The following is a 20,864-nucleotide window of genomic DNA, read 5'->3' on the forward strand; positions in this document are numbered from 1 at the left end:
GCCGGTTATGAAATCACAATTGCACTATCAATTTGCGTAAACACGTTATCTTTAATCGAACTTCCATCCATTGCGGTTACAACCGTACGATTCGGGACACTTACGATAAATGCCAAATCCTTCATTAATATCAAGGATTCTTTACTACCTTTGGCAGCAGCTTTATCCACAGCTGAAGAAATCTGATCCAGTTGTCTGCTTCCAAGTTCAATTCCTCTTTGTTCAAGACGCTTGGCAGCATGATTACTGAATTTTAGTAGTTTCTGTTGCAGTACGCTCTCAAAGGTGGCTTCTCCAGTCACAGTCTGCTTCGGTATCGAAGATCGCTGTAACGTTGAGGAATGTAGGGACGACGCAGGATACAGTTGGCCTATGGTCAGCCTGTCACTCATATTGTCGCCTCGCTTCCTCCGTTATTCTCCGGAGTATTACTATCTGTACCAGAACCATTCTCTGTTGTTGCAGGATTCTGAATTTGTGTAATATCGGTTAAAGCAACTCTGTCTTTCCCCACAACCGCATATTGAATCCCCTTGCTGACAACGATTGATTCAACATTCCCTGTCTTAGGCAGATTTGTGGCGGTATCTGTCCATGTGATATCTTTACCAATCAAGCCGGATACTGAGCCAAGAGACTGATTCATTGATGTAAGCTGTGTAGAGATATTCATCAGCTGCTCAACAGATGTAAACTGTGCCATTTGAGCAATAAATTCTTTATCTTGCATCGGTTGCATCGGATCTTGATTCTGCAGCTGGGTGATCAATATCTTCAAAAACTGATCCTTACCCAAAGCAGAATTTCCTGTTGTTTTAGTAGATTCAGGAGTTGTATAATTCCACTGGTCTTTGGTAGAAACAGGAGGAGTTGTTGTCGTCATAACCGTTCACCTCTCTTTCACTTATGATAAGTTTAAGCTTTGGCAGAGAAGGAGTTCCCTTGATTATCTTCTTCTTGCCCTGCGTTTGAAACCCAATCTTTCCATTCACCATTTAGCTCTGCGGCAAGAATGGCATCATTAGCTTCCTCACGACTTTCTTTGGAGCGTCTTCCCTGCTGGCCACTTCCAGAACCAGGTTGGCGTCCTTCTTGACCCCATTGTGAATTGAGGGGGGTATTATTTTGTGTGACTTCTAATTTTTCTACTTGGAGGCCTTGAGACTGCAATGCCGCTCGAAGCTGGTTCATTTGCTGTTCCAACATATCCTTAGCTCCGGAATGTTCAGTCATAAACTGTGCTACGAGATGACCATTTTGCATAGTAATCTTAACATCTACTTGTCCGAGGTTTTCTGGAAAGAGTGATATCGTAGCCTCAGCTACTCCGCCTTTTTGCACAATCTCCAATTTACCTGTAATAAAACCTGTCATTTCCTGTGCAAACTGATGAACGGGTACAGGAGCTACTGGGACTTCAGCCTTCAACGGAGCCGTAATTCCTCCCCGAAGAGCTAGTTGACCAGCCGTTACAACCTCATGTTCTCCTTCTATGATAGTAGTTCCTGATGTGGAATCTTGAGTGGATTCTGCCTGCTTTGTTTCTCCAGTTGCACTGCTTTTAATCAATGGAGTGGTAAGCTCTGCTTCAGCATCTTGAACAGCTCCTGAGGTCACAGGCGAAGTTAGGACTGCTTCATTCTTAATTGCAGCCGCTTCTCCAGTACGGTTACTAAGGTTTTGAATGGTCTTGTCCGGCGTACTACCTTTGCTTTCAGTCACTATAGGTTGTTGTACAGATACACCAGAATTTTCATTTGAGCTGGAGTTCTTTCCCTTCCCCTTAATAGTGTTAGCGGAGGATTGTTCTAGAATCGCTGTGAAATTATTTAACAGGCTTATCCCTTTACTAGCAGCCTCTTCGTTCCCACTGACAGCAGCTTCCTGAATCATAGTAACTAAACTTTGCAAATCATCTTGAACAGCAAATCGCAGCGTATCTGCATGCTGGGCTAACGGCGACAAGCTTCCTGCCGACTCCATATCAGATGTAGCATCACTCTCGGTCACTTGACTTCCTGATAGAAGAGCTGATACCTGAAGAAGCCAAGCTTGCAAAGCTGCCAGCACAGCAGGATCGCTATTAATGCTTTCATCCAGGTTTTCAACATCAGCAGTTAGCTTCTCGATAAGATCAGAATTCTGCGTATCTTGTCCTCCTTGATCTTCTCCAGTCGTCTGCACTTCCTTTAAAAGACCTTGCAGTAAAGAGGTTAGATTTCCCAGAAGCGGATCAGTAGGTACCGATGTGGTGTTAGCTGTGTTTCCTCCCATAGTTTGCACTAATGTCTGAGAGAAAGGTACAGCAGATGCTGTTGTGCCAGTAGAAGTTGATGAGCTACCACTTGCAGCAGCTGTATTTGCGTTCACAAGCGATTGAACCACTAAACTCATATTATTTTTCACCTCCTTTCATTATTTATTTAGCACCCATCAAACGGTTAACAATCTTCGCGGTTTGCGCACTATCATTTTTAGTCATTTCGCCCAAAATTGATGAACGAACACTATCACTTACGGTATTCATAATCGTTACTACTTTATCAGGGCTAATCTTGTACATTTCCCCTAGTAGAGAAGCTGCATTGGCAGGCGTCATTGAACTAAAGGTTTGATTCAACTTTTCCTTATCCAGATTTGCACTAGTTTTAGTCGTTTGAGTAGCGCCAGCTTCTTTTTTCAATCTAGATTGAAGAGCAGCAATAGCCATATCACTCGAAGAGGTTGTTTCTTTCAACTTAATCGTGACATCTGCCGCTTTTTTAGGATCCATTTTTTCCAGAATCGCAGTTTTACTCGCTTTATTCATTACGCTGAATATCTGCACCATCTCTTCTGTAGTCAAATTCTCCATAATCGGTGCAGCTTTGGAAGCCTTCATGCCCGCGTACAGCTTCGCCAGATCAGTAACCTGCTTCTGATAAGGGTCTTCTGTTGCCTCCGTGTTTACTTCAGCAGCTGCAGCGGCTTCCGTCTTCATTCCCTCAATTTGCGACTCTAGCGCCTGAACCTTGGTATCCTGGGCTGTTTTTTCATCGGAGACCTTCTTCAACTCATCTGCCTGCTGGGCAAGCTGAGCTTTGAGCTCCTTAATCGTTGAGTTTGAGCTCACTTCCTGTTTCTTGCTTTCTTCCTTCGGTTTAGAAGGATCTGTTGGCGGATCAGGAACCCATTTTTCCAGAATCGGAATTTTATTCGCAACTTCAAGCACGTTATTACGAATGTCCATATTAAAAAGCGTCAACAGTACTCCAAGCAGTACTAGCGTGAAGATAATCGGTATCATTAGAAATAAGAACCGCTCAAATTTCCCCGCTGACCCTTCATTTTCAAGTTCCATGTCATTATCAATATTAGCCACTAGCGGAAACCTCCCGGGTTAGAGGGATTTCATCGCGAAGCGGACGGTTGCCATCTCATCCAGTTCGTTTTGTTCCCGTAAACTCATACTTTGCTGAAACTGTGTCTCAGCCTTATCTTTTGCTTTTAACCATACTTTTTCGTCTAATACCTTTGTGCTTAACTGATCTTGCTTCTTCAAGACTTCCTGATGTGCACTTTTAATGTCCGTATGTTTACGAGCAATGCATATATCCAGGTATTCTACATATTCTTGCATTTCACGAATCTTCGCCATAGGTGCCTTTTGTTCTGCGGCATTTTGTAAAGATAACATAATAGCGCTCCGCTGAAAGGTGAGTTCATCCAGGCTTCTTTCTTGTGCCTGCAATTCTCCAAGCGCGCTTGAGAGCATCCATTCTGCCTGTGTCTTCTCATTGCCCTTCAAGTCAACGACTTTTTGAAAAGTATAATGAAATCTCATGATACTGAATCAACTCCTCGAGAAGTGTGAAATTAAAGACTGTTGAACTTCAGCCAGCGTAACTTTTTCATTCACTCTTTGTTTGGTGAATTCCCATATACTGTCTATATACTCCATCGACTCATCGATTTGAGCATTGGAGCCTCTCTGATACGCTCCGATATTAATTAAATCTTCTGAATCCTTGTACACGGCCATTAGTCGCTTAACATTCTCTGCTGCGGCGATCTGTTCTTCTGGCGCAATATCCTTCATTACACGACTAATACTGGAGAGCACATCTATTGCTGGAAAATGTCCTTTGTTCGCAATACTTCGGTTAAGGACGATATGTCCATCGAGTATCCCTCTCACTGCATCAGCGATCGGCTCATTCATATCATCACCATCAACCAATACAGTGTAAAAAGCTGTGATAGAGCCTGTAGGACCAGTTCCGGCACGTTCTAGTAGTTTAGGTAAGCTTGCAAATACCGATGGTGTGTAACCTCTCATAGCTGGTGGTTCTCCGACTGCAAGTCCAACTTCACGTTGAGCCATAGCATAACGAGTCACCGAATCCATCATCAGCATCACATTAAGCCCACGATCCCGGAAATACTCAGCAATCGTAGTAGCTATAAGTGCTCCCTTAATTCGAATTAATGCAGGCTGATCAGATGTAGCGACAATAACGACTGACCTCTGCAAACCCTCAGGTCCTAAATCGCGTTCGATGAAATCCAGTACTTCCCTGCCACGTTCCCCAATCAGAGCGATAACATTAACATCTGCTGATGTATTACGTGCAATCATTCCCATGAGCGTACTTTTGCCGACCCCTGAACCAGCGAAAATCCCCACCCGCTGACCTTTACCAATGGTTAGCAAACCATCTATCGCTCTTACACCGATGCTAATAGGTTCTTGCACTCGTGGTCTGTTGAGTGGGTTGGACGGAATGTTAAAGGTCGAACTATGTGGCATTCGAGCTGGGATCAGGGAACCATCAAGCGGTTGACCTAAACCATCCAGTACCTTACCCAGCAATTCTGAACCCACCTGAACACTAAGCGGCTTGCCTGTTCCCACTACATCACAACCAGGTCCAATTGCCTGCAGTTCTCCAAGTGGCATTAATAGCACCTTGTTGTCACGGAAACCAACGACTTCAGCTTGCAGCGGCTTATTTCCTTTAGAAGGATAGATATAGCACACATCACCAATGCTAGCATCAGGTCCTTCCGATTCAACCATAAGACCGATAACCTGCGTCACCTTCCCATTGATCCTCACCGGATCGAGATTACGAAGTTGCTCCTTATAACGGTTACTATCAAGCATCTTCTTCCCCATTTCTCTGCTCATCGGTGTCCAGCGCGATTCTAACCAGCTCTTTCTTGATTTCTGCAAGCTGAGTATCAATTCGGGCATCTATGCTGCCAAAGGAGGAGCGGATTACACAACCTTGATCTTTCACAGTCGAGTCAGGCAAGATCTGTAGTTCAGCCTGCGAGTCAACCGCTAATGACAATTCTTCCCTTGCTGCGTTTACGAAAGCGAACTGCGCAGGTGATACACACAGTGAGATCAGCCCCTGCTCACGTTTACGAGCTAGATTCTTTCGAATCAAATCCATTGCAAACTGCGGCTCAACCGTTAACTGCCTATCCACAATTTTCTCCGCAATATCACAGCTTAGCTCAACCAAGAAAGGTTCAGCTTCCTGAATAATGACATCCCTTGCCTTATAGGCTTCAGTTAAAACAGCACGCGCTTCGTCCATCATCGCAGCAATTTTGAGCTTCATCTCTTGCTCAGCTTGAGAAACACCTTCTTGATACCCTAGCTGATAAGCCTCCGCTTTGACGGCCTCTACCAGATGTTCATCCTGCTCACGCCGCTCTTTCCACCACTCTTCAGCCTCCGCTTTTGAGGATTCAACAATCTGTTCCGCTTCAAGAGAGGCATTCCGAACTTGCTCTTCAGCAAATTCTTGGGCATCTTTAAGCATTTGCTTGCGTGCGACTTCAGCCTCTTCACGAGCGGGATCATGATAGTGAGTCTCGCTTACAGTCTCCTCTAGAACGGGCTCCTCAGTTAGGCCCGCATAGTGCCGGGCCTGCTCCAATCTTTTCAGTACATCAACTGGAACATACTGAGAATGCTTAATCAGCTTAGACAATGATGTCATCTCCTCCGCCACGAGCGATGATAATTTCTCCAGACTCTTCGAGTCTGCGGATCGTACCTACAATACGCGTTTGCGCTTCTTCTACATCACGCAACCGCACAGGACCCATGTACTCCATTTCTTCTCGGAAGGTCTCTGCCATACGTTTGGACATATTCCGGAAAATAACATCTCGTACTTCTTCGCTTGCAACCTTAAGGGCAAGCTGCAGATCCGCATTATCAATATCACGAATAATACGCTGAATCGAACGATTATCCACATTGACAATATCCTCGAATACGAACATCCGCTTCTTGATTTCCTCGGCGAGCTCTGGATCTTGAATTTCAAGAGAATCCAGAATTGTGCGCTCTGTCCCACGGTCAACCCCATTCAGGATTTGTACAATTGATTCGATACCGCCAGCATTTGTATAATCCTGAGTTACTGTAGCAGAAAGCTTCTGCTCCAGCACTCGTTCAATTTGTGTAATGACCTCCGGAGAGGTGCTGTCCATTACAGCAATTCTTCTAGCCACCTCCGCCTGCTTCTCTTGAGGTAACGAAGAGAGAATAGCTGCGGCTTGTTCAAATTGTAGATAAGACAATACAAGTGCGATAGTCTGGACATTCTCATTCTGAATAAAGTTCAAAATCTGGTTTGGATCAGCCTTGCGTGCAAAATCGAAAGGTCTTACCTGCAAAGTCGCAGTCAGACGGTTAATGACCTCCATTGCTTTTGCGGAACCAAGTGCTTTCTCCAGAATCTCTTTGGCGTAGTTAATACCGCCTTGTGATATATATTCCTGGGCGAGGCATATCTGATGGAACTCAGACATGATCGACTCTTTTTCACTGCTGTCCACTTTACGGACATTGGCAATTTCAAGAGTTAATTGTTCAATCTCCTCGTCTCTTAAATGTTTGAATATTTGCGCCGATACCTCGGGCCCTAGTGTGATAAGCAGGATCGCGGCCTTTTGACGGCCACTAAGCCCCTGCTGACTAGCCTTTGCCATTAGTTCACCTCTGTTCGTCTGCAAGCCATGTACGCAGCAAATTAACGAATTCGTCTGGCTTTTTCTTAGCCAAACTTTCCAATTGCTTACGAACTTGACTGTCATTCGTCACACTTTCCAAATTAATAGATGGAAATTCGGTAGGAACCTGTAATGGAATGTCTTCATCTTCCTCTTCCACAGTCTTCTTACGACTCCGATAGATTAGATATCCTCCACCTGCTCCAACCAGCAATGCAGCTGCTCCGATAGCCCATAACATCCATGTGGCAAGACCACCTGGTGTTGTGTTAGCAGCGGTTCCGCCAAATTGTTGAGAATATACCGAAACCTTTTTGGTTAAATCAGCGTCTGTATATGTAGTACCTGAATCTGCGAGCGAAGCACGAACAATATTTACCAAAATGTTTTGAATTGCTGCTGATGTAGCAGCGTCCAAAGTATTTTGTCCTGTAGGTGGTTCAACTGCAACATTTATGGTTAAATCTTTAACAGTAAAGGGACTTGCGATAACATCCTTTGTAATTCGGTTTACTTCATAGTTCCTCGTTTCAGAAGATTCTTCCGAAGTTGAAGTATCCGTACCGGCTTGTGAGGGATAGCCCGCTACATCTTGTGAACCAGTGCCTGCCACTCCGCCAGTTGTATTCCCTTGACCCGAATACGAATTACTAATGATTTGTGAACTGATCTCAATCCCCTTCATGTTCTCTGTATCCACCGGGGTTACGAGATTCTCCTTCCGGTTTTCCTTGTCAAAGTTCAGCTTCGAAAATACAAGAACATCAACTTTATCCGGACCCGTAAGAGTGCTAAGGAATTGTTTCACATCTTTCTTTACTTCTTCTTCGAATTTTTTCTGAAGAGCGAAGTTCTCTTCGACTTGGCTGGAAACTCCTGCTTGTCCACCTTTGGCCGTAGGCATTAACTCGACTTCATTATTAGCAATCGTAATGTTATCGATTGGTAGATTTGGAACAGCCGTCTTTACAAGGTTGAAGTAACCATCGATATTATCTTGACTGGGTCTAAATCCCGGATTAAATGAAAGCACAACGGATGCAGATGCTTGCTCTTGGTCAGCCTGGGAAGCAAAAACTGTTTCTTTAGGCAGATTAATCAGCACTTTAGCATCCTTAATTCCTTGCATACGTCTCATTAACTGTTCTACTTCACCGTTTAATGCATTATTATACTTCACATTAAACTCACTATCTGTCGTCCCTATCATTGACGAATTTTCATTAAAGACCTTATAACCGATAGAGCCCCCCTGAACAATCCCCTGAGAACCGATATCCACCTTTATTCGAGCCGCTTCTGTGCTTGGCACTGAGATGCTCTTTCCATCTTGGCTTAATCGGTATGAAACACCTGCTGTATCCAAGTAGTTCATTACTCCAGCTGAATCTGTGCTGTCCAAATCTTGAAACGCTACTTCATATTCTGTCTTTGAAAGCTGCATGGTTAATACTACGATTATTATTAGAATGATAAACAATGTTGAAAAAAATAAAATCTTCTGTTTACCACTAAATCTGTTCCAATAAAGGGTCACCTTCTCCCGATATTGGGCAAATCTTTCATTCACAGTGTCACCCCATCCGGAACTAAGCTAGGAATTAATTAAATTTGAGTTCTCATAATTTCTTGATAGGCTTCTATCACTTTGTTCCGGACTTGTGTAGTCAACTGCAAACTCAGTAAAGCCTGTTGGGAAGAAATCATCACTTCGTCTATATTCACTTCTCCCAATACAAATTTATTACTCATATCCTTTGCTTGTTGTTCCTGATCTGCTACTTTAGTGAGTGCATTCTCAAGATAAGAACCAAAGCTCTCCATGGCATTAGCAGGAGTGGATGAAACTTCGGTAGATGTTGGTTTCATGGCAAGCTGCTGTACAGCTTGAACCCCATTAGTGATATTCTGTATCAACTGTTTCCCTCCTAAAAGTTTTGTAAGCATATGCTTCCTAGATTCACTTCGTACAAAACTCACTTCGGAAGCGTTCTATCTGTTAATTACGTTTAGCGCCCAATTTCGAGTGCTTTACTTACCATAGCTTTAGATGCATTCAGCATCGTGACATTGGCTTCATAAGAACGTGATGCAGATAACATATCTACCATTTCTTTGGTAATATCTACGTTTGGCATATAGACATAACCTTCGGCATCCGCATCAGGATGGCTTGGGTTGTACACTGGCTTTAACGGTGAAGTATCTTCTATAATGGACTGCACCTTTACACCTTCATTACTACTACCATTTAATTTCGAATTTAGTATATTCGAGAACTTATTGCTTTCGGTAGCTTCCATAACAACAAGCTTTCGACGGTATGGAACGGCTTTGCCATCAACCACCGATGCTCTTGTAGTTTCCGCATTGGCCACGTTGGAGGAAATCACGTCCATCCGCAATCGTTGAGCTGTTAATGCTGATGCACTTATCCCAAAACTACTCCCAAAGTTCATGCAATCTTATCCTCCTTGAATTACAGCTCGCATCATCGAAATTTGACTGTTGATCTGCTCGACATAAGAACTATACCTGAGTTGGTTCTCAGCACTTAACGCCATTTCTCGTTCTACATCCACATTGTTGTCGTTATTATTCATCGAGGTAGTTTCATCCGTACTAACGACAGCTGCTGGTACAATTCTGTTGGTACCAAATTGAAAATGTCGGGAGTCCGTTACCTTCGCGTTAAGTGTAGGTTTTATTCCACTTTCTTGTTGCTGAAGGAAACTTTCGAATGAAACATCAGAACGTTTGAAATTTGGCGTATCTTCGTTAGCCACATTATTTGCTAGAACATTTTGTCGTTTGTAGGCAGCATCAATGCCTCCCTGCAATCGTTGAAAACTGACACTATTCAGCAATCCCAAGATAATTCCTCCTTTCAAAGCTATCATAATGAAATGAATTCCACAACTTTCCTTAAAAAACCTGCTTGTTTTCGACAAATAAAGTATAAAAGTCCTCAATTTATCGATTTCTACGTCGAACCTTGTCGCAAAGTATAACTTATTAGTATTTTCACATACATTGATTTTCATTTAATTTGTATATTATTACAATAAGAAATAAGCCCTATCTTTTTAAAAAAGACAGGGCTTTAAGCACTTTATTGCTATTTTATTCCTTTTTTAACTCAAAATTATCTTTTTAATTGCATCTTTTTACATTTTTTTACCTATTAATGACACTAAATTGTAATTTTCTAATTCAATATGCCCAAATTCAAAAGAATATAATTTGTCGCATTAAAGAATATACTGACTTAAATCACGATCCTGTGCAATACTTGCCAATTTCTCACGCACATACTCTGGTGTAATAACCATAGTATCCAGAGTTAGCTCAGGTGCTTCAAAAGAAAGATCCTCCAATAGCTTCTCCAAAATCGTATGAAGACGCCGAGCACCTATGTTTTCCATATTTTGATTCACTGAAGCAGCTATTTTGGCAATTTCATAAATAGCATCTTTCTGGAACTCAACTTCAATGTCCTCAGTTTTTAACAAATTAACATATTGTTTCGTCAATGCATTCTCTGGCTCAGTTAAGATGGATACAAAATCCTCCAGTGTCAGACTGCTTAGCTCTACGCGAATCGGAAAACGCCCCTGAAGCTCTGGAATCAGATCAGAGGGTTTAGCTACATGAAAAGCCCCGGCAGCCATGAAGAGCACGTAGTCCGTCTTCACAGGACCGTATTTTGTCATGATTGTAGAACCTTCTACAATTGGAAGGATATCTCTTTGCACACCTTCACGTGATACATCAGGGCCCGAACCCTTACCTTGACTTGCAACCTTATCAATCTCATCGATAAAAATAATACCCGATTGTTCAGCGCGTGTCACAGATTCCTGAATGACATCATCCATATCAATCAGTTTAGTTGCTTCATCCTGAATTAGCACTTTACGAGCCTCACGGATAGGAAGCTTACGCTTCTTCGTCCGCTTCGGAAGCAAGCTACCAAACATTTCTTGCATATTCATCCCCATCTGGTCGTTCCCTTGCCCTGCAAACATATCCAGCATAGATGGCGCTGTATCCTCAACATCTATTTCAATGATATCTTCTTCCAATTGACCAGCAAGCAGCTTAAATCTAATCCCGCGACGGCGCTCGCTTAAGCTTCCATCTGGTTCGGAATCTTCTTTAGAATCCTCTTGTGCAGAATTCCCGCCAAAAATCATCTCAAAAGGATTCTTCTGAGATTTATTCTTTGAAGACGAAGGCACTAAAATAGAGACAATCCGCTCATTAGCCAGCTCTTCTGCACGGTCCTTCACCTTTTCCGTGCGCTCTAGCTTCACCATACGAATAGAGGTCTCCACTAAATCACGCACCATAGACTCCACATCTCGACCTACATAACCCACCTCAGTGAATTTGGTAGCCTCCACTTTGATGAACGGAGCATTAACAAGCTTAGCTAAACGCCGGGCAATCTCGGTTTTCCCCACACCAGTAGGTCCGATCATCAAGATGTTCTTAGGAACAACTTCATCACGCAGTTCCTCAGCCAGCAGACTGCGCCGATAACGATTACGAAGGGCAACAGCTACCGATTTCTTAGCTTGTTTCTGACCTACAATATATTTATCCAATTCAGCTACGATTTGACGGGGTGTTAGCGATTGATTCACCATCGTGAATTCCTCCTTGTCTCTATGGCACTGAGCCTATAATTGCTCAACAATAATATTGGAGTTAGTATACACACATATTTCTGATGCAATCTGAAGAGCCTCACGAGCAATATCCGCAGCAGCAAGATTTGGAGCATGACGTTTGAGCGCGCGACCGGAAGCAAGTGCAAAATTACCACCGGAACCAATAGCGAGCACATCATCATCTGGCTCGATAATTTCACCATTTCCGGAGATTAAGAGCATTCCTTCCTTGTCCATAACAATCATTAATGCCTCAAGTTTACGAAGAATACGATCTTGACGCCAGTCTTTCGCTAATTCTACGGCTGCCCGTTGCAGGTTTCCATGATGCTCCTCCAACTTACCTTCGAATTTTTCGAACAAAGTGATAGCATCGGCAACAGATCCTGCAAACCCTGCTATTACTTGTCCCCTGTATAAGCGACGAACCTTTCTGGCCGTCGTCTTCATAATTACACTCTCTCCGAATGTAACCTGACCATCACCTGCTATAGCTGCCTGTCCGTTATGTCTTACAGCACAAATTGTAGTCGCATGAAAGCTGGGTACCATGATTGCAGTTACCTCCTTAAGATGGGCTTTGTTAAAATATAAGAAGTATACGTTTCACGTTGTTCTTCATTATCCTTATATTTTTCGCTTAAACGCTAACGCTTATCATCCTTATTAGGACGCCGAAGGCGCTTATTCTTGGGTATCGATAACCTCCGGCTCTATATAAGCGAGGCCCGTACGATTGGCGTACTCGGCAAGACTGTCTAGTGCACGATGCGCTAACATCTCATTTTTTTCTTTCTTATTACGGATTTTCTTCTCCACCTTCGGTAGAAGACCAAAATTGGCATTCATAGGCTGAAAATGCTCCGGATCAGCGGAAGTGATATAAGCAGGCATACTACCGAGCACCGTGTCTTGCGGGAAGATCAGTCCTTCTTGACCGAGTGCGGCTCTAGCAGCGTTAATGCCGGCAATCAGACCTGAAGCTGCTGATTCCACATAACCTTCCACGCCAGTCATCTGTCCAGCAAAGTACAGCCTTTCTTTACCCTTCATTTGATAAGTAGGATGCAAGAGTTTAGGAGAATTAATAAAGGTATTTCTGTGCATTACACCATATCGAACGTATTCAGCGTTCTCAAGACCTGGAATCAGCGAAAATACCCGCTTTTGTTCGCCCCATTTCAAGTGCGTTTGAAAACCCACCAGATTGTAAAGCGTTCCAGCAGCGTTATCCTGACGAAGCTGTACCACCGCGTAAGGTAGCTTACCTGTGTGCGGATTGATAAGACCTACTGGCTTCATCGGACCAAACAATGCTGTTTGCTTACCGCGCTTCATCATGATTTCGATAGGCATACAGCCCTCAAAGTATATCTCTTTCTCAAAATCCTTGAGCGCCGCCGTCTCTGCAGAAATCAACGCATCATAAAACACGTCAAACTCCTCTTCAGTCATAGGACAGTTCAGATATGCTGCTTCCCCTTTGTCATAACGGGAAGCCAGATACACTTTATTCATATCAATACTGTCCTTCTCAACAATCGGTGCAGCAGCATCATAAAAATAGAAATACTCTTCACCTAATAGACCCTTAATTTCAGCAGATAATGCAGGGGAAGTTAGTGGACCCGTTGCAATAACAACAATCCCTTCCTCCGGTATATGCGTAAGTTCTTCATTTATGACTTCCACGAGCGGATGATTATGCAATGTACTCGTAATTTCTCCCGAGAAACCATCCCGATCCACGGCAAGTGCACCACCAGCAGGTACAGCGTGGCGATCCGCAGCACCTAATACAAGAGAGTTTAAGCGCCGCATTTCTTCCTTTAATACACCCACTGCATTGACTAAACCATTTGCACGCAAGGAGTTACTGCATACTAGTTCTGCGAATTGATTCGTGTGGTGAGCTGGCGTTTTCACCACGGGTCTCATTTCATACAATCTTACCGGTACGCCTTGAGAGGCTATTTGCCAGGCCGCTTCACTTCCTGCGAGACCTGCTCCAATTACTGTTACCTTTGCTGTATCTGTCACTGTCTTATTTCCTCCTGTAGAGACTATTATTCTGCTAACTCTTCTTCGTTGTCTAAAACTGCCTCTGTATGGTCACAAGACGTACATTGCAGTTTGGTGCCTTGCTTATTGCGTTTCTCAATCATCCAAGCCCCGCAAGATGGACATGGCTTAGTGGATGGTCTATCCCAAGAGACGAAATCACAGCCAGGATATTGATCGCAGCCATAGAAGACACGCCCTTTTTTGCTACGACGCTCTACAACTTTACCTTCATTACATTTAGGGCAAGTTACACCTATATCTTTGATAATCGGCTTCGTATTTCGGCAATCTGGAAAACCAGAACATGCTAGAAACTTCCCAAAGCGTCCTAATTTATATACAAGTGGTTTACCACATTTCTCGCAGATCTCATCAGAGACTTCATCTTCAATCTCGATTTCTTTCATTTCTTCTTCAGCAAACAATAAGCGCTTCTCGAAAGACTCGTAAAATTCGGCAAGAACCTTCACCCAATCTTCTGACCCTTCTTCCACATGGTCAAGATCTCCTTCCATATTAGCCGTAAACTCTACGTTCAATATTTCCGGGAAAAATTGTTCCATCTGCTCGATGACTAGTTCTCCAAGCTCTGTAGGCATGAATTTTTTCTCTTCAATCGCTACATAACCACGCTTCTGAATCGTTTCAAGCGTTGGTGCATACGTACTTGGGCGTCCTATCCCTAATTCCTCAAGTGTCTTTACAAGCCTTGCTTCTGTATATCGCGGTGGTGGCTGTGTAAAATGCTGCTTCGGCTCGATCTCTTGCTTATTTAAAGCATCTCCCGCTTCAAGAGGCGGTAAATACTTATCTTCATCTGTAGTTCCATCATCATTACCTTCCACGTAAACCTTCATGAACCCTGGGAATGAAACCTTCGAACCCACCGCTCTGAAAGTGGCTGTACCTGCTTCTATATCAACCGAGAGTGTATCCAGAAGAGCCGAAGCCATTTGACTGGATACGAACCGCTCCCACACCAGCTTATAAAGACGGAATTGATCCCGGCTTAAGAACTCTTTGACCATTTCCGGTTCCCGAAGTGCCGAAGTTGGTCGAATCGCTTCATGCGCTTCTTGTGCTCCAGCCGCTTTCTTCGAATACTGGCGGGGGGTTTCAGGTAAGAACTTTTCACCATACTTAGCAGTAATCAGCTCTTTAGCTTCATCCTGTGCAGTGACAGATAAGCGTGTCGAGTCCGTACGCATATAGGTGATCAAACCTACGGTTCCCTCTTTGCCTAGTTCCACACCTTCGTATAATTGCTGGGCAACAGACATGGTCTTAGCTGCACGGAATCCAAGCTTACGAGCTGCTTCCTGTTGAAGTGAACTTGTTGTAAAAGGAGCCGAAGGATGTCGTTGTCTTTCCTTCTCCTTCACTTTACTTACCTTAAAAGCTGCGTTCTTGATTGCCTCAAGGATCTCTTGAACATCGCTTTCTTGATTAAGTTCTTTCTTCACACCATTCAGCTTATGGAACTTAGCTTCAAAGACGGAATCTCGAATCCCAAGTTTAGCGGTAATACTCCAATATTCAGTAGGTACAAAAGCGGAGATTTCATTCTCACGATCCATTATGATCTTTACAGCTACAGATTGAACACGACCAGCAGATAACCCTTTTTTGACTTTCTTCCATAATAGGGGGCTAATCTTGTAACCTACCAGCCGATCCAGTATACGTCTTGCCTGCTGTGCATTCACAAGATCCATGTTAATCTTACGTGGCGTCTTAAAAGCATCCTTCACCGCTTGTTTGGTGATCTCATTAAATACAACTCGGCATTCCTGTGTTTGATCTAAATTTAATGCATGCGCCAAGTGCCATGCGATCGCTTCTCCTTCGCGGTCAGGGTCAGCTGCGAGATAAACTTTTTTCACTTTTTTACTAGCGTCTTTCAATTCCTTCAATATGGAACCTTTACCACGGATAGTAATATATTTAGGGTTGAAATTATTTTCAACTTCGACGCCGGTTTGACTCTTCGGCAAGTCCCTAATATGTCCCATAGATGCCTTTACAATATATTTACTACCTAGATATTTGCCAATTGTCTTCGCTTTCGCGGGCGATTCGACAATAACCAATGCATCTGCCATAGACTCTTCCTCCTCGTTAACACTCGTACCTCTATATTAAATTACCTTATAAATAGCTCCTGGTAATTGTGCTACCGCTTTTTTTATGATTAAAGATAACAGAACTGAATGCAAATGTCCAAAATCCCATCCTGTCCTCACAAGCAGATCGTCCAAAATAAAGGGGCCTTGATGCAGTATATGGTATAGGTGTAACTCCTCATTTGTCAATTTCTTTTCAATTACCAAATCGTCAACCACCTGTTTAGGGGGACCGCTTTCACCCGTTTTTGAGAGGTTTTTCGGGAGAAAAGAAGTGTATTCTTCTAAAATATCTAGTGCACCGGTTACCAGCTTTGCCCCCTGTTTAATCAGATCAAGAGCCCCTCTACTTTTGGGAGACGTAATAGGTCCAGGGACAGCAAAAACATCCCGTCCTGCCTCCAAGGCAGCATCTGCAGTAATGAGTGATCCACTTCTACTATCCGCCTCTACAACCACTGTCCCGTATGTGAGACCCGCAATAATTCGATTGCGCTGCGGAAACAACCCTGGATGGCTTTTGGTTCCAAGGGGATACTCTGTTAGCACTAGCCCATCACGGGAAATCAATCGTTCAAGCTCCTTATTCTCAGGCGGGTAGACCCGATCCAGACCTGTAGCTACTACCGCTATTGTGCTTCCACCGCTTCTTAGCGCAGCTTCATGACAAACGCTATCAATCCCCCTAGCTAATCCGCTAACCACTGTCAGACCTGCTTCACTAAGCTCTTTCGTGAGGATCTCCCCTACCTTCCGTCCATAAGCTGTTGGCACACGAGTACCGACCATCGCTACACTGGGTGTCGATAACAGATCCAAACGCCCACGATAATAAAGAATCCATGGTGGCTGAGCCGTCTCCTTCAATAAATTTGGATAGTCTGCATCAAAAATCGTCATCATGTTCACAAAACTTTCTTCCATTAGTAAGCGGCGGCTTGCTATCCACTCCAACGTATATATAGAAGCAAGCTGAATCGACATTTTCTCACTCAATCCAACCTTTTCCCAGTCTTCCGAGCTACAAGAAAATGCTTTTTCTGACAAGAGCCCAGCTCTGCGAATCTTGTCGATCGTTTTCCAGCCAATGCCTTCCACTTCATTAAAACCGAATAGTAGTTCCCGTTCTTCCATAGTCTTTTTCGCCCCTTAACACGGAAGGCCTAGCCTTCCCTATTTTGTGTTACACATCTTGAAAACGCAAGTATTTCTTTAAATTCAATAAATTTCTATTTAAAATAAAAAAAGCAACCTTTCATCCCTAAATAGGAACAAAAGGTTGCTTACCTCTTTAATTAATTATACACGAAATAACCTCACTACGCGGAGCGATTTCTCTGTCTTAATTACACTAATTAGTGCGATGTAAAAGCATTGAGAATACCGCGCTCTTCAAGCACACTTACGAGTGTCGAACCCATTTCAGCAGGCGTAGGGGCTACCTTAATTCCGCAAGCTTCCAGTACGGCAATTTTTTCGCTAGCTGTACCTTTCCCTCCAGAAATGATAGCACCAGCATGCCCCATACGCTTGCCTGGAGGTGCAGTTGCCCCTCCAATGAAGCCTACTACTGGCTTGGTCATGTGTTCACGAATCCACTCCGCTGCTTCTTCCTCAGCCGTACCACCGATCTCTCCGATCATGATAACTGCCTTCGTACCCGGATCTTCATTAAACAGCCTCAAAATATCAATAAACTCGGAGCCTTTAACAGGGTCCCCGCCAATACCTACAGCCGAAGACTGCCCAATTCCACGCGTGGTCAGCTGATGAACCGCCTCATAGGTTAGCGTTCCGCTGCGCGAGACCACTCCTACATAACCAGGCATATGAATATAGCCAGGCATGATTCCAATCTTACACTCTCCAGGAGTGATAACACCCGGACAGTTTGGACCGATCAACACTGTAGAACGACCTTCCATATAACGTGAGACTTTTACCATATCAAGCACAGGAATACCTTCAGTAATACAGATAACCAAATCCAGCTCTGCATCTACAGCCTCCATGATGGAATCTGCTGCAAATGCTGGCGGTACATAAATCACACTAGCAGTTGCACCAGTAGCTGCTTTAGCAGCTGCGACTGTATCAAATACCGGAAGACTAACTTCACTGCCATTTTCAAGGGTGATATTAACTGTTGTTCCACCTTTACCCGGCGTTACTCCTCCAACCATCTGAGTTCCATAATCAAGCGCACCCTTAGTATGGAACAAGCCCGTTGCTCCCGTAATACCTTGCGTGATAACTTTCGTATTTTTATCTACAAGAATGCTCATGCCTTAAGTCACATCCCTACTTATATTGTCAAATACGATAACTGGCTTCAACTTCCGAGCCATTATTGCACAAGAGATACAATCTTACGGGCACCGTCCGCCATAGAATCAGCAGCTACAATGTTTAGTCCCGATCCAGCCAAGATTTGCTTACCTAAACCAACATTTGTTCCTTCAAGACGTACAACAAGCGGTTTAGTCAATCCCAATTGACTTGCCGCTTCCACAACACCGTTAGCAATAACGTCACAGCGCATAATACCGCCGAAAATATTAACGAAAATTCCATTTACCTTTTCATCTGACAGAATAATTTTAAAGGCTTCTGTAACTTTCTCGGTAGTTGCACCGCCCCCTACATCAAGGAAGTTGGCGGGTTCGCCTCCGTAATATTTAATTATATCCATCGTTGCCATCGCTAGACCTGCACCGTTCACCATACAACCAATATTGCCATCAAGCGCAATATAGCTCAGGTCATACTTAGAGGCTTCGATTTCTTTCAAATCTTCTTCATCTAGATCCCGAAGCTCTTGAATATCTTTGTGGCGGAACAAAGCATTGGGGTCAAAATTCAATTTAGCATCTAGAGCCATCACATTACCATCCGCAGTAACTACCAATGGGTTAATTTCGGCAATAGAGCAATCTTTATCCACAAAAGCTAGATATAGCGCTTGCATGAATTTCACAGTCTTGCCTACCAGTTCATTCGGAATAGAGATGCTGTAAGCTAGTTTACGAGCTTGGAATGTCTGCAAACCTACTGCCGGATCAATGATTTCTTTAAAAATCTTCTCCGGATGTGTAGCTGCAACCTCTTCAATCTCTGTGCCACCTTCTTCAGATGCCATCATAACCACCCGACCAGTTCCTCTATCAACAACAATACCGATATAATACTCTTTAACAATTTGACAGCCCTCTTCAATAAGCAGCCGCTTTACAACCTTACCCTCCGGACCAGTCTGGTGAGTAACTAAAGTCTTGCCGAGAATTTCGGTTGCGTAAGTACGCACTTCATCGATATTCTTAGCAACCTTTACACCTCCAGCTTTACCGCGTCCACCTGCATGAATCTGAGCTTTAACTACAACAACCGGTGTACTCAGTGACTCTGCGGCTTCTACCGCTTCCTCCACTGTATAAGCTACTTTTCCATTCGGTACGGCCACACCGTACTTCTTAAGCACTTCTTTTCCCTGATACTCGTGGATATTCATAGCGGTAGCCTCCTAAAGTAGCGTGGTGACTTAACAGGCAGCCTGTTGTCATCTCGCCTTCCGTTTTGATTGCCGCGGGGTTAGGGATAGGCTGATGCTAAACATGCAGCACTATTCCGGAACCAACAGAAACTGCTCTACCACTCGTAAAAGAATGGCCTTATTTCTGTGAGAGACATTGAGTAAATCTATAAGACTAAGCTTATACTTACCTATATGCCATATAAAGGAACCCAGAATAGTGTAACATGTTTTTAAAACGCTTTCCTTAAATATATTCATGATTCGTACACATTTTTTCGCTTGGTTTCATGCCGGAATGCGAACGATCGCATTGACTACTGTTTATACTTACTTTTTACTATCTTGAGTGTTCGCCTCATGAACACGATTTAACAAGCTTTTGAACTGCTCAAGCAGCTCTACAGTCTCATCGCCGGACATAGTCGTTTCTTCCATCATTTTCCCAGGAATACAAGCCGCATTGCTTTGAAGTGCCCAGCCCTGTTCCGTTAAGGAAATCAGAACTTTCCGCTCATCTTGTGTTGAACGTTCACGTACGATCAAGCCAGCAGCTTGTAGGCGTTTTAAAAGAGGTGTCAGCGTACCCGAATCCAAAAATAGCGCCTCACCAATTTCTTTAACCGTACATTGCTGCCGTTCCCATAACACAAGCATTACTAGATATTGCGAGTATGTTAAACCGATCTTATCCAAATAAGGTTGATACAGCTTTGTGATCTCACGAGAGCAGGCATAAATCGTAAAACAGAGTTGATTCTCAATCAGCAGCTCAGGTGTAGTCGTCATCTTTTGCATATCTTCTTCATTCATTTTCATATCTTATTCACCTGCCTTATACCCTTATTTTATCATAATTCACTCATAACATCATGTTAATAGCAAAAAATTAATTTGACATTATAATTAATTGTGATAAATTAGATTGTACACAAACTAATTAGGAATTGGAGAGATACACAATGATGACCATCCAGCAAAAAATGTATGAAACCACTGTTAAAGCCGTAGGAGGAAGAAACGGTTTTATCGAATCAGAAAGCCCTAAGCTTAATCTTACAATTAGTACACCACGTGAAATGGGAGGTGCCGGTGGGGAAGGTACAAATCCTGAGCAACTATTTGCAGCTGGATATTCCGCTTGTTTCGATAGTGCACTGAACATGGTTGCCCGACTCGGAAAAGTAAAAATAGAAGGTAGCGAAGTAACGGCTACAGTCAGCTTTGGTAAAGTTGAAGATGGAGGTTTTGGCATAGCGGTTAAGCTTGATGTGCTAGTTAAAGGCGTTGATAGAGAAACTGCAGCCTCTTTAGTAGAGGCTGCTCATGGCGCTTGTCCATACTCCCGCGCAACCCGCGGCAATATCGCTGTAGAATTGAATGTGCTGTAAGGGAACTATAGAGAATTATTATCTCAAACGAAGCCCTTACGGACACAGATGATCTTATCCAGAG

The 20,864-nt window shown here is 43.5% G+C and carries 21 protein-coding genes; 1 reads left to right on the top strand and 20 read right to left on the bottom strand.

The window, feature by feature from the left end; genetic code table 11:
- Nucleotides 1–5 precede the first annotated feature (5 nt).
- From MHB64_RS19150 to MHB64_RS19245, 20 genes are all read right to left on the bottom strand, one after another.
- Nucleotides 6–392 (bottom strand): TIGR02530 family flagellar biosynthesis protein, encoded by a 387-nt coding sequence (locus MHB64_RS19150; RefSeq protein WP_094869611.1) that lies wholly within the window; start codon nucleotides 390–392, stop codon nucleotides 6–8.
- On the bottom strand, nucleotides 389–883 hold the full coding sequence (locus MHB64_RS19155; RefSeq protein WP_094869610.1) for a flagellar hook capping FlgD N-terminal domain-containing protein: 495 nt from the start codon (nucleotides 881–883) through the stop codon (nucleotides 389–391). The genes MHB64_RS19150 and MHB64_RS19155 overlap by 4 nt, the downstream gene beginning before the upstream one ends.
- A gap of 32 nt (nucleotides 884–915) precedes the next feature.
- The gene (locus MHB64_RS19160; protein ID WP_341135161.1) at nucleotides 916–2,394 is read right to left on the bottom strand and encodes a flagellar hook-length control protein FliK; all 1,479 of its coding nucleotides are present in this window, start codon (nucleotides 2,392–2,394) and stop codon (nucleotides 916–918) included.
- A gap of 25 nt (nucleotides 2,395–2,419) precedes the next feature.
- A complete protein-coding gene (locus MHB64_RS19165) occupies nucleotides 2,420–3,361 on the bottom strand; it encodes a MotE family protein (protein ID WP_341135162.1) in 942 nt (313 codons plus the stop codon).
- Nucleotides 3,362–3,379: 18 nt separating this feature from the next.
- Nucleotides 3,380–3,823 (bottom strand): flagellar export protein FliJ, encoded by a 444-nt coding sequence (fliJ, locus tag MHB64_RS19170; RefSeq protein WP_094869608.1) that lies wholly within the window; start codon nucleotides 3,821–3,823, stop codon nucleotides 3,380–3,382.
- A gap of 9 nt (nucleotides 3,824–3,832) precedes the next feature.
- Entirely contained in the window at nucleotides 3,833–5,170 is a 1,338-nt protein-coding gene (gene fliI, locus MHB64_RS19175) for a flagellar protein export ATPase FliI (RefSeq protein ID WP_279306853.1), read from the bottom strand.
- Nucleotides 5,139–5,987 (bottom strand): FliH/SctL family protein, encoded by an 849-nt coding sequence (locus MHB64_RS19180; protein WP_094869607.1) that lies wholly within the window; start codon nucleotides 5,985–5,987, stop codon nucleotides 5,139–5,141. The genes fliI and MHB64_RS19180 overlap by 32 nt, the downstream gene beginning before the upstream one ends.
- Nucleotides 5,980–6,996, bottom strand: a complete 1,017-nt coding sequence (fliG, locus tag MHB64_RS19185) for a flagellar motor switch protein FliG (RefSeq protein ID WP_042128934.1) — start codon at nucleotides 6,994–6,996, stop codon at nucleotides 5,980–5,982. The genes MHB64_RS19180 and fliG overlap by 8 nt, the downstream gene beginning before the upstream one ends.
- 4 nt (nucleotides 6,997–7,000) lie before the next feature.
- Nucleotides 7,001–8,587 carry a flagellar basal-body MS-ring/collar protein FliF gene (gene fliF / locus MHB64_RS19190; protein WP_094869606.1) on the bottom strand — a complete coding sequence of 529 codons (1,587 nt, stop codon included), beginning with the start codon at nucleotides 8,585–8,587 and terminating at the stop codon, nucleotides 7,001–7,003.
- 35 nt (nucleotides 8,588–8,622) lie between these two features.
- Nucleotides 8,623–8,934 carry a flagellar hook-basal body complex protein FliE gene (fliE, locus tag MHB64_RS19195; protein ID WP_042189451.1) on the bottom strand — a complete coding sequence of 104 codons (312 nt, stop codon included), beginning with the start codon at nucleotides 8,932–8,934 and terminating at the stop codon, nucleotides 8,623–8,625.
- Nucleotides 8,935–9,026: 92 nt separating this feature from the next.
- Nucleotides 9,027–9,476: a flagellar basal body rod protein FlgC gene (gene flgC, locus MHB64_RS19200; RefSeq protein ID WP_094869605.1), complete on the bottom strand. Its 450-nt coding sequence runs from the start codon at nucleotides 9,474–9,476 to the stop codon at nucleotides 9,027–9,029.
- 6 nt (nucleotides 9,477–9,482) lie between these two features.
- The gene (gene flgB / locus MHB64_RS19205) at nucleotides 9,483–9,890 is read right to left on the bottom strand and encodes a flagellar basal body rod protein FlgB (RefSeq protein WP_094869604.1); all 408 of its coding nucleotides are present in this window, start codon (nucleotides 9,888–9,890) and stop codon (nucleotides 9,483–9,485) included.
- A 378-nt stretch (nucleotides 9,891–10,268) separates the two neighbouring features.
- Entirely contained in the window at nucleotides 10,269–11,669 is a 1,401-nt protein-coding gene (hslU, locus tag MHB64_RS19210) for an ATP-dependent protease ATPase subunit HslU (RefSeq protein WP_094869603.1), read from the bottom strand.
- Between the two features lie 33 nt (nucleotides 11,670–11,702).
- Nucleotides 11,703–12,245, bottom strand: a complete 543-nt coding sequence (hslV, locus tag MHB64_RS19215; RefSeq protein WP_042189455.1) for an ATP-dependent protease subunit HslV — start codon at nucleotides 12,243–12,245, stop codon at nucleotides 11,703–11,705.
- A gap of 132 nt (nucleotides 12,246–12,377) precedes the next feature.
- Entirely contained in the window at nucleotides 12,378–13,760 is a 1,383-nt protein-coding gene (trmFO, locus tag MHB64_RS19220) for an FADH(2)-oxidizing methylenetetrahydrofolate--tRNA-(uracil(54)-C(5))-methyltransferase TrmFO (protein WP_341136102.1), read from the bottom strand.
- Nucleotides 13,760–15,859 (bottom strand): type I DNA topoisomerase, encoded by a 2,100-nt coding sequence (topA, locus tag MHB64_RS19225; RefSeq protein WP_094869601.1) that lies wholly within the window; start codon nucleotides 15,857–15,859, stop codon nucleotides 13,760–13,762. Before topA ends, trmFO begins: the two co-directional genes overlap by 1 nt.
- Before the next feature lie 36 nt (nucleotides 15,860–15,895).
- Nucleotides 15,896–17,014, bottom strand: coding sequence for a DNA-processing protein DprA (gene dprA / locus MHB64_RS19230; RefSeq protein WP_341135163.1), 1,119 nt, complete (start codon nucleotides 17,012–17,014; stop codon nucleotides 15,896–15,898).
- Between the two features lie 221 nt (nucleotides 17,015–17,235).
- Entirely contained in the window at nucleotides 17,236–18,165 is a 930-nt protein-coding gene (gene sucD / locus MHB64_RS19235) for a succinate--CoA ligase subunit alpha (protein ID WP_094869599.1), read from the bottom strand.
- 62 nt (nucleotides 18,166–18,227) lie between these two features.
- Nucleotides 18,228–19,388 carry an ADP-forming succinate--CoA ligase subunit beta gene (sucC, locus tag MHB64_RS19240; protein ID WP_042128955.1) on the bottom strand — a complete coding sequence of 387 codons (1,161 nt, stop codon included), beginning with the start codon at nucleotides 19,386–19,388 and terminating at the stop codon, nucleotides 18,228–18,230.
- A 351-nt stretch (nucleotides 19,389–19,739) separates the two neighbouring features.
- Nucleotides 19,740–20,228: a MarR family winged helix-turn-helix transcriptional regulator gene (locus tag MHB64_RS19245; RefSeq protein ID WP_269321761.1), complete on the bottom strand. Its 489-nt coding sequence runs from the start codon at nucleotides 20,226–20,228 to the stop codon at nucleotides 19,740–19,742.
- 143 nt (nucleotides 20,229–20,371) lie between these two features.
- On the opposite strand from MHB64_RS19245, the gene MHB64_RS19250 reads away from it, so the two are divergent.
- Nucleotides 20,372–20,800, top strand: a complete 429-nt coding sequence (locus tag MHB64_RS19250; RefSeq protein WP_094869598.1) for an organic hydroperoxide resistance protein — start codon at nucleotides 20,372–20,374, stop codon at nucleotides 20,798–20,800.
- Nucleotides 20,801–20,864: the final 64 nt, after the last annotated feature.

The organism is Paenibacillus sp. FSL K6-2859, assembly GCF_038008265.1.
GTDB classification, from domain to species: Bacteria; Bacillota; Bacilli; order Paenibacillales; family Paenibacillaceae; genus Paenibacillus_AQ; species Paenibacillus_AQ nitricinens.

Bases quoted from the DNA above. Each gene is read 5' to 3' on its own strand.
- dprA (WP_341135163.1), bottom strand. From the start codon at position 17,014: ATGGAAGAACGGGAACTACTATTCGGTTTTAATGAAGTGGAAGGCATT.
- hslU (WP_094869603.1), bottom strand. From the start codon at position 11,669: ATGGTGAATCAATCGCTAACACCCCGTCAAATCGTAGCTGAATTGGAT.
- flgC (WP_094869605.1), bottom strand. From the start codon at position 9,476: ATGAACTTTGGGAGTAGTTTTGGGATAAGTGCATCAGCATTAACAGCT.
- MHB64_RS19245 (WP_269321761.1), bottom strand. From the start codon at position 20,228: ATGAAAATGAATGAAGAAGATATGCAAAAGATGACGACTACACCTGAG.
- MHB64_RS19160 (WP_341135161.1), bottom strand. From the start codon at position 2,394: ATGAGTTTAGTGGTTCAATCGCTTGTGAACGCAAATACAGCTGCTGCA.
- topA (WP_094869601.1), bottom strand. From the start codon at position 15,859: ATGGCAGATGCATTGGTTATTGTCGAATCGCCCGCGAAAGCGAAGACA.
- MHB64_RS19155 (WP_094869610.1), bottom strand. From the start codon at position 883: ATGACGACAACAACTCCTCCTGTTTCTACCAAAGACCAGTGGAATTAT.
- sucD (WP_094869599.1), bottom strand. From the start codon at position 18,165: ATGAGCATTCTTGTAGATAAAAATACGAAAGTTATCACGCAAGGTATT.
- fliG (WP_042128934.1), bottom strand. From the start codon at position 6,996: ATGGCAAAGGCTAGTCAGCAGGGGCTTAGTGGCCGTCAAAAGGCCGCG.
- hslV (WP_042189455.1), bottom strand. From the start codon at position 12,245: ATGGTACCCAGCTTTCATGCGACTACAATTTGTGCTGTAAGACATAAC.
- fliI (WP_279306853.1), bottom strand. From the start codon at position 5,170: ATGAGCAGAGAAATGGGGAAGAAGATGCTTGATAGTAACCGTTATAAG.
- MHB64_RS19250 (WP_094869598.1), top strand. From the start codon at position 20,372: ATGATGACCATCCAGCAAAAAATGTATGAAACCACTGTTAAAGCCGTA.
- fliJ (WP_094869608.1), bottom strand. From the start codon at position 3,823: ATGAGATTTCATTATACTTTTCAAAAAGTCGTTGACTTGAAGGGCAAT.
- sucC (WP_042128955.1), bottom strand. From the start codon at position 19,388: ATGAATATCCACGAGTATCAGGGAAAAGAAGTGCTTAAGAAGTACGGT.
- MHB64_RS19150 (WP_094869611.1), bottom strand. From the start codon at position 392: ATGAGTGACAGGCTGACCATAGGCCAACTGTATCCTGCGTCGTCCCTA.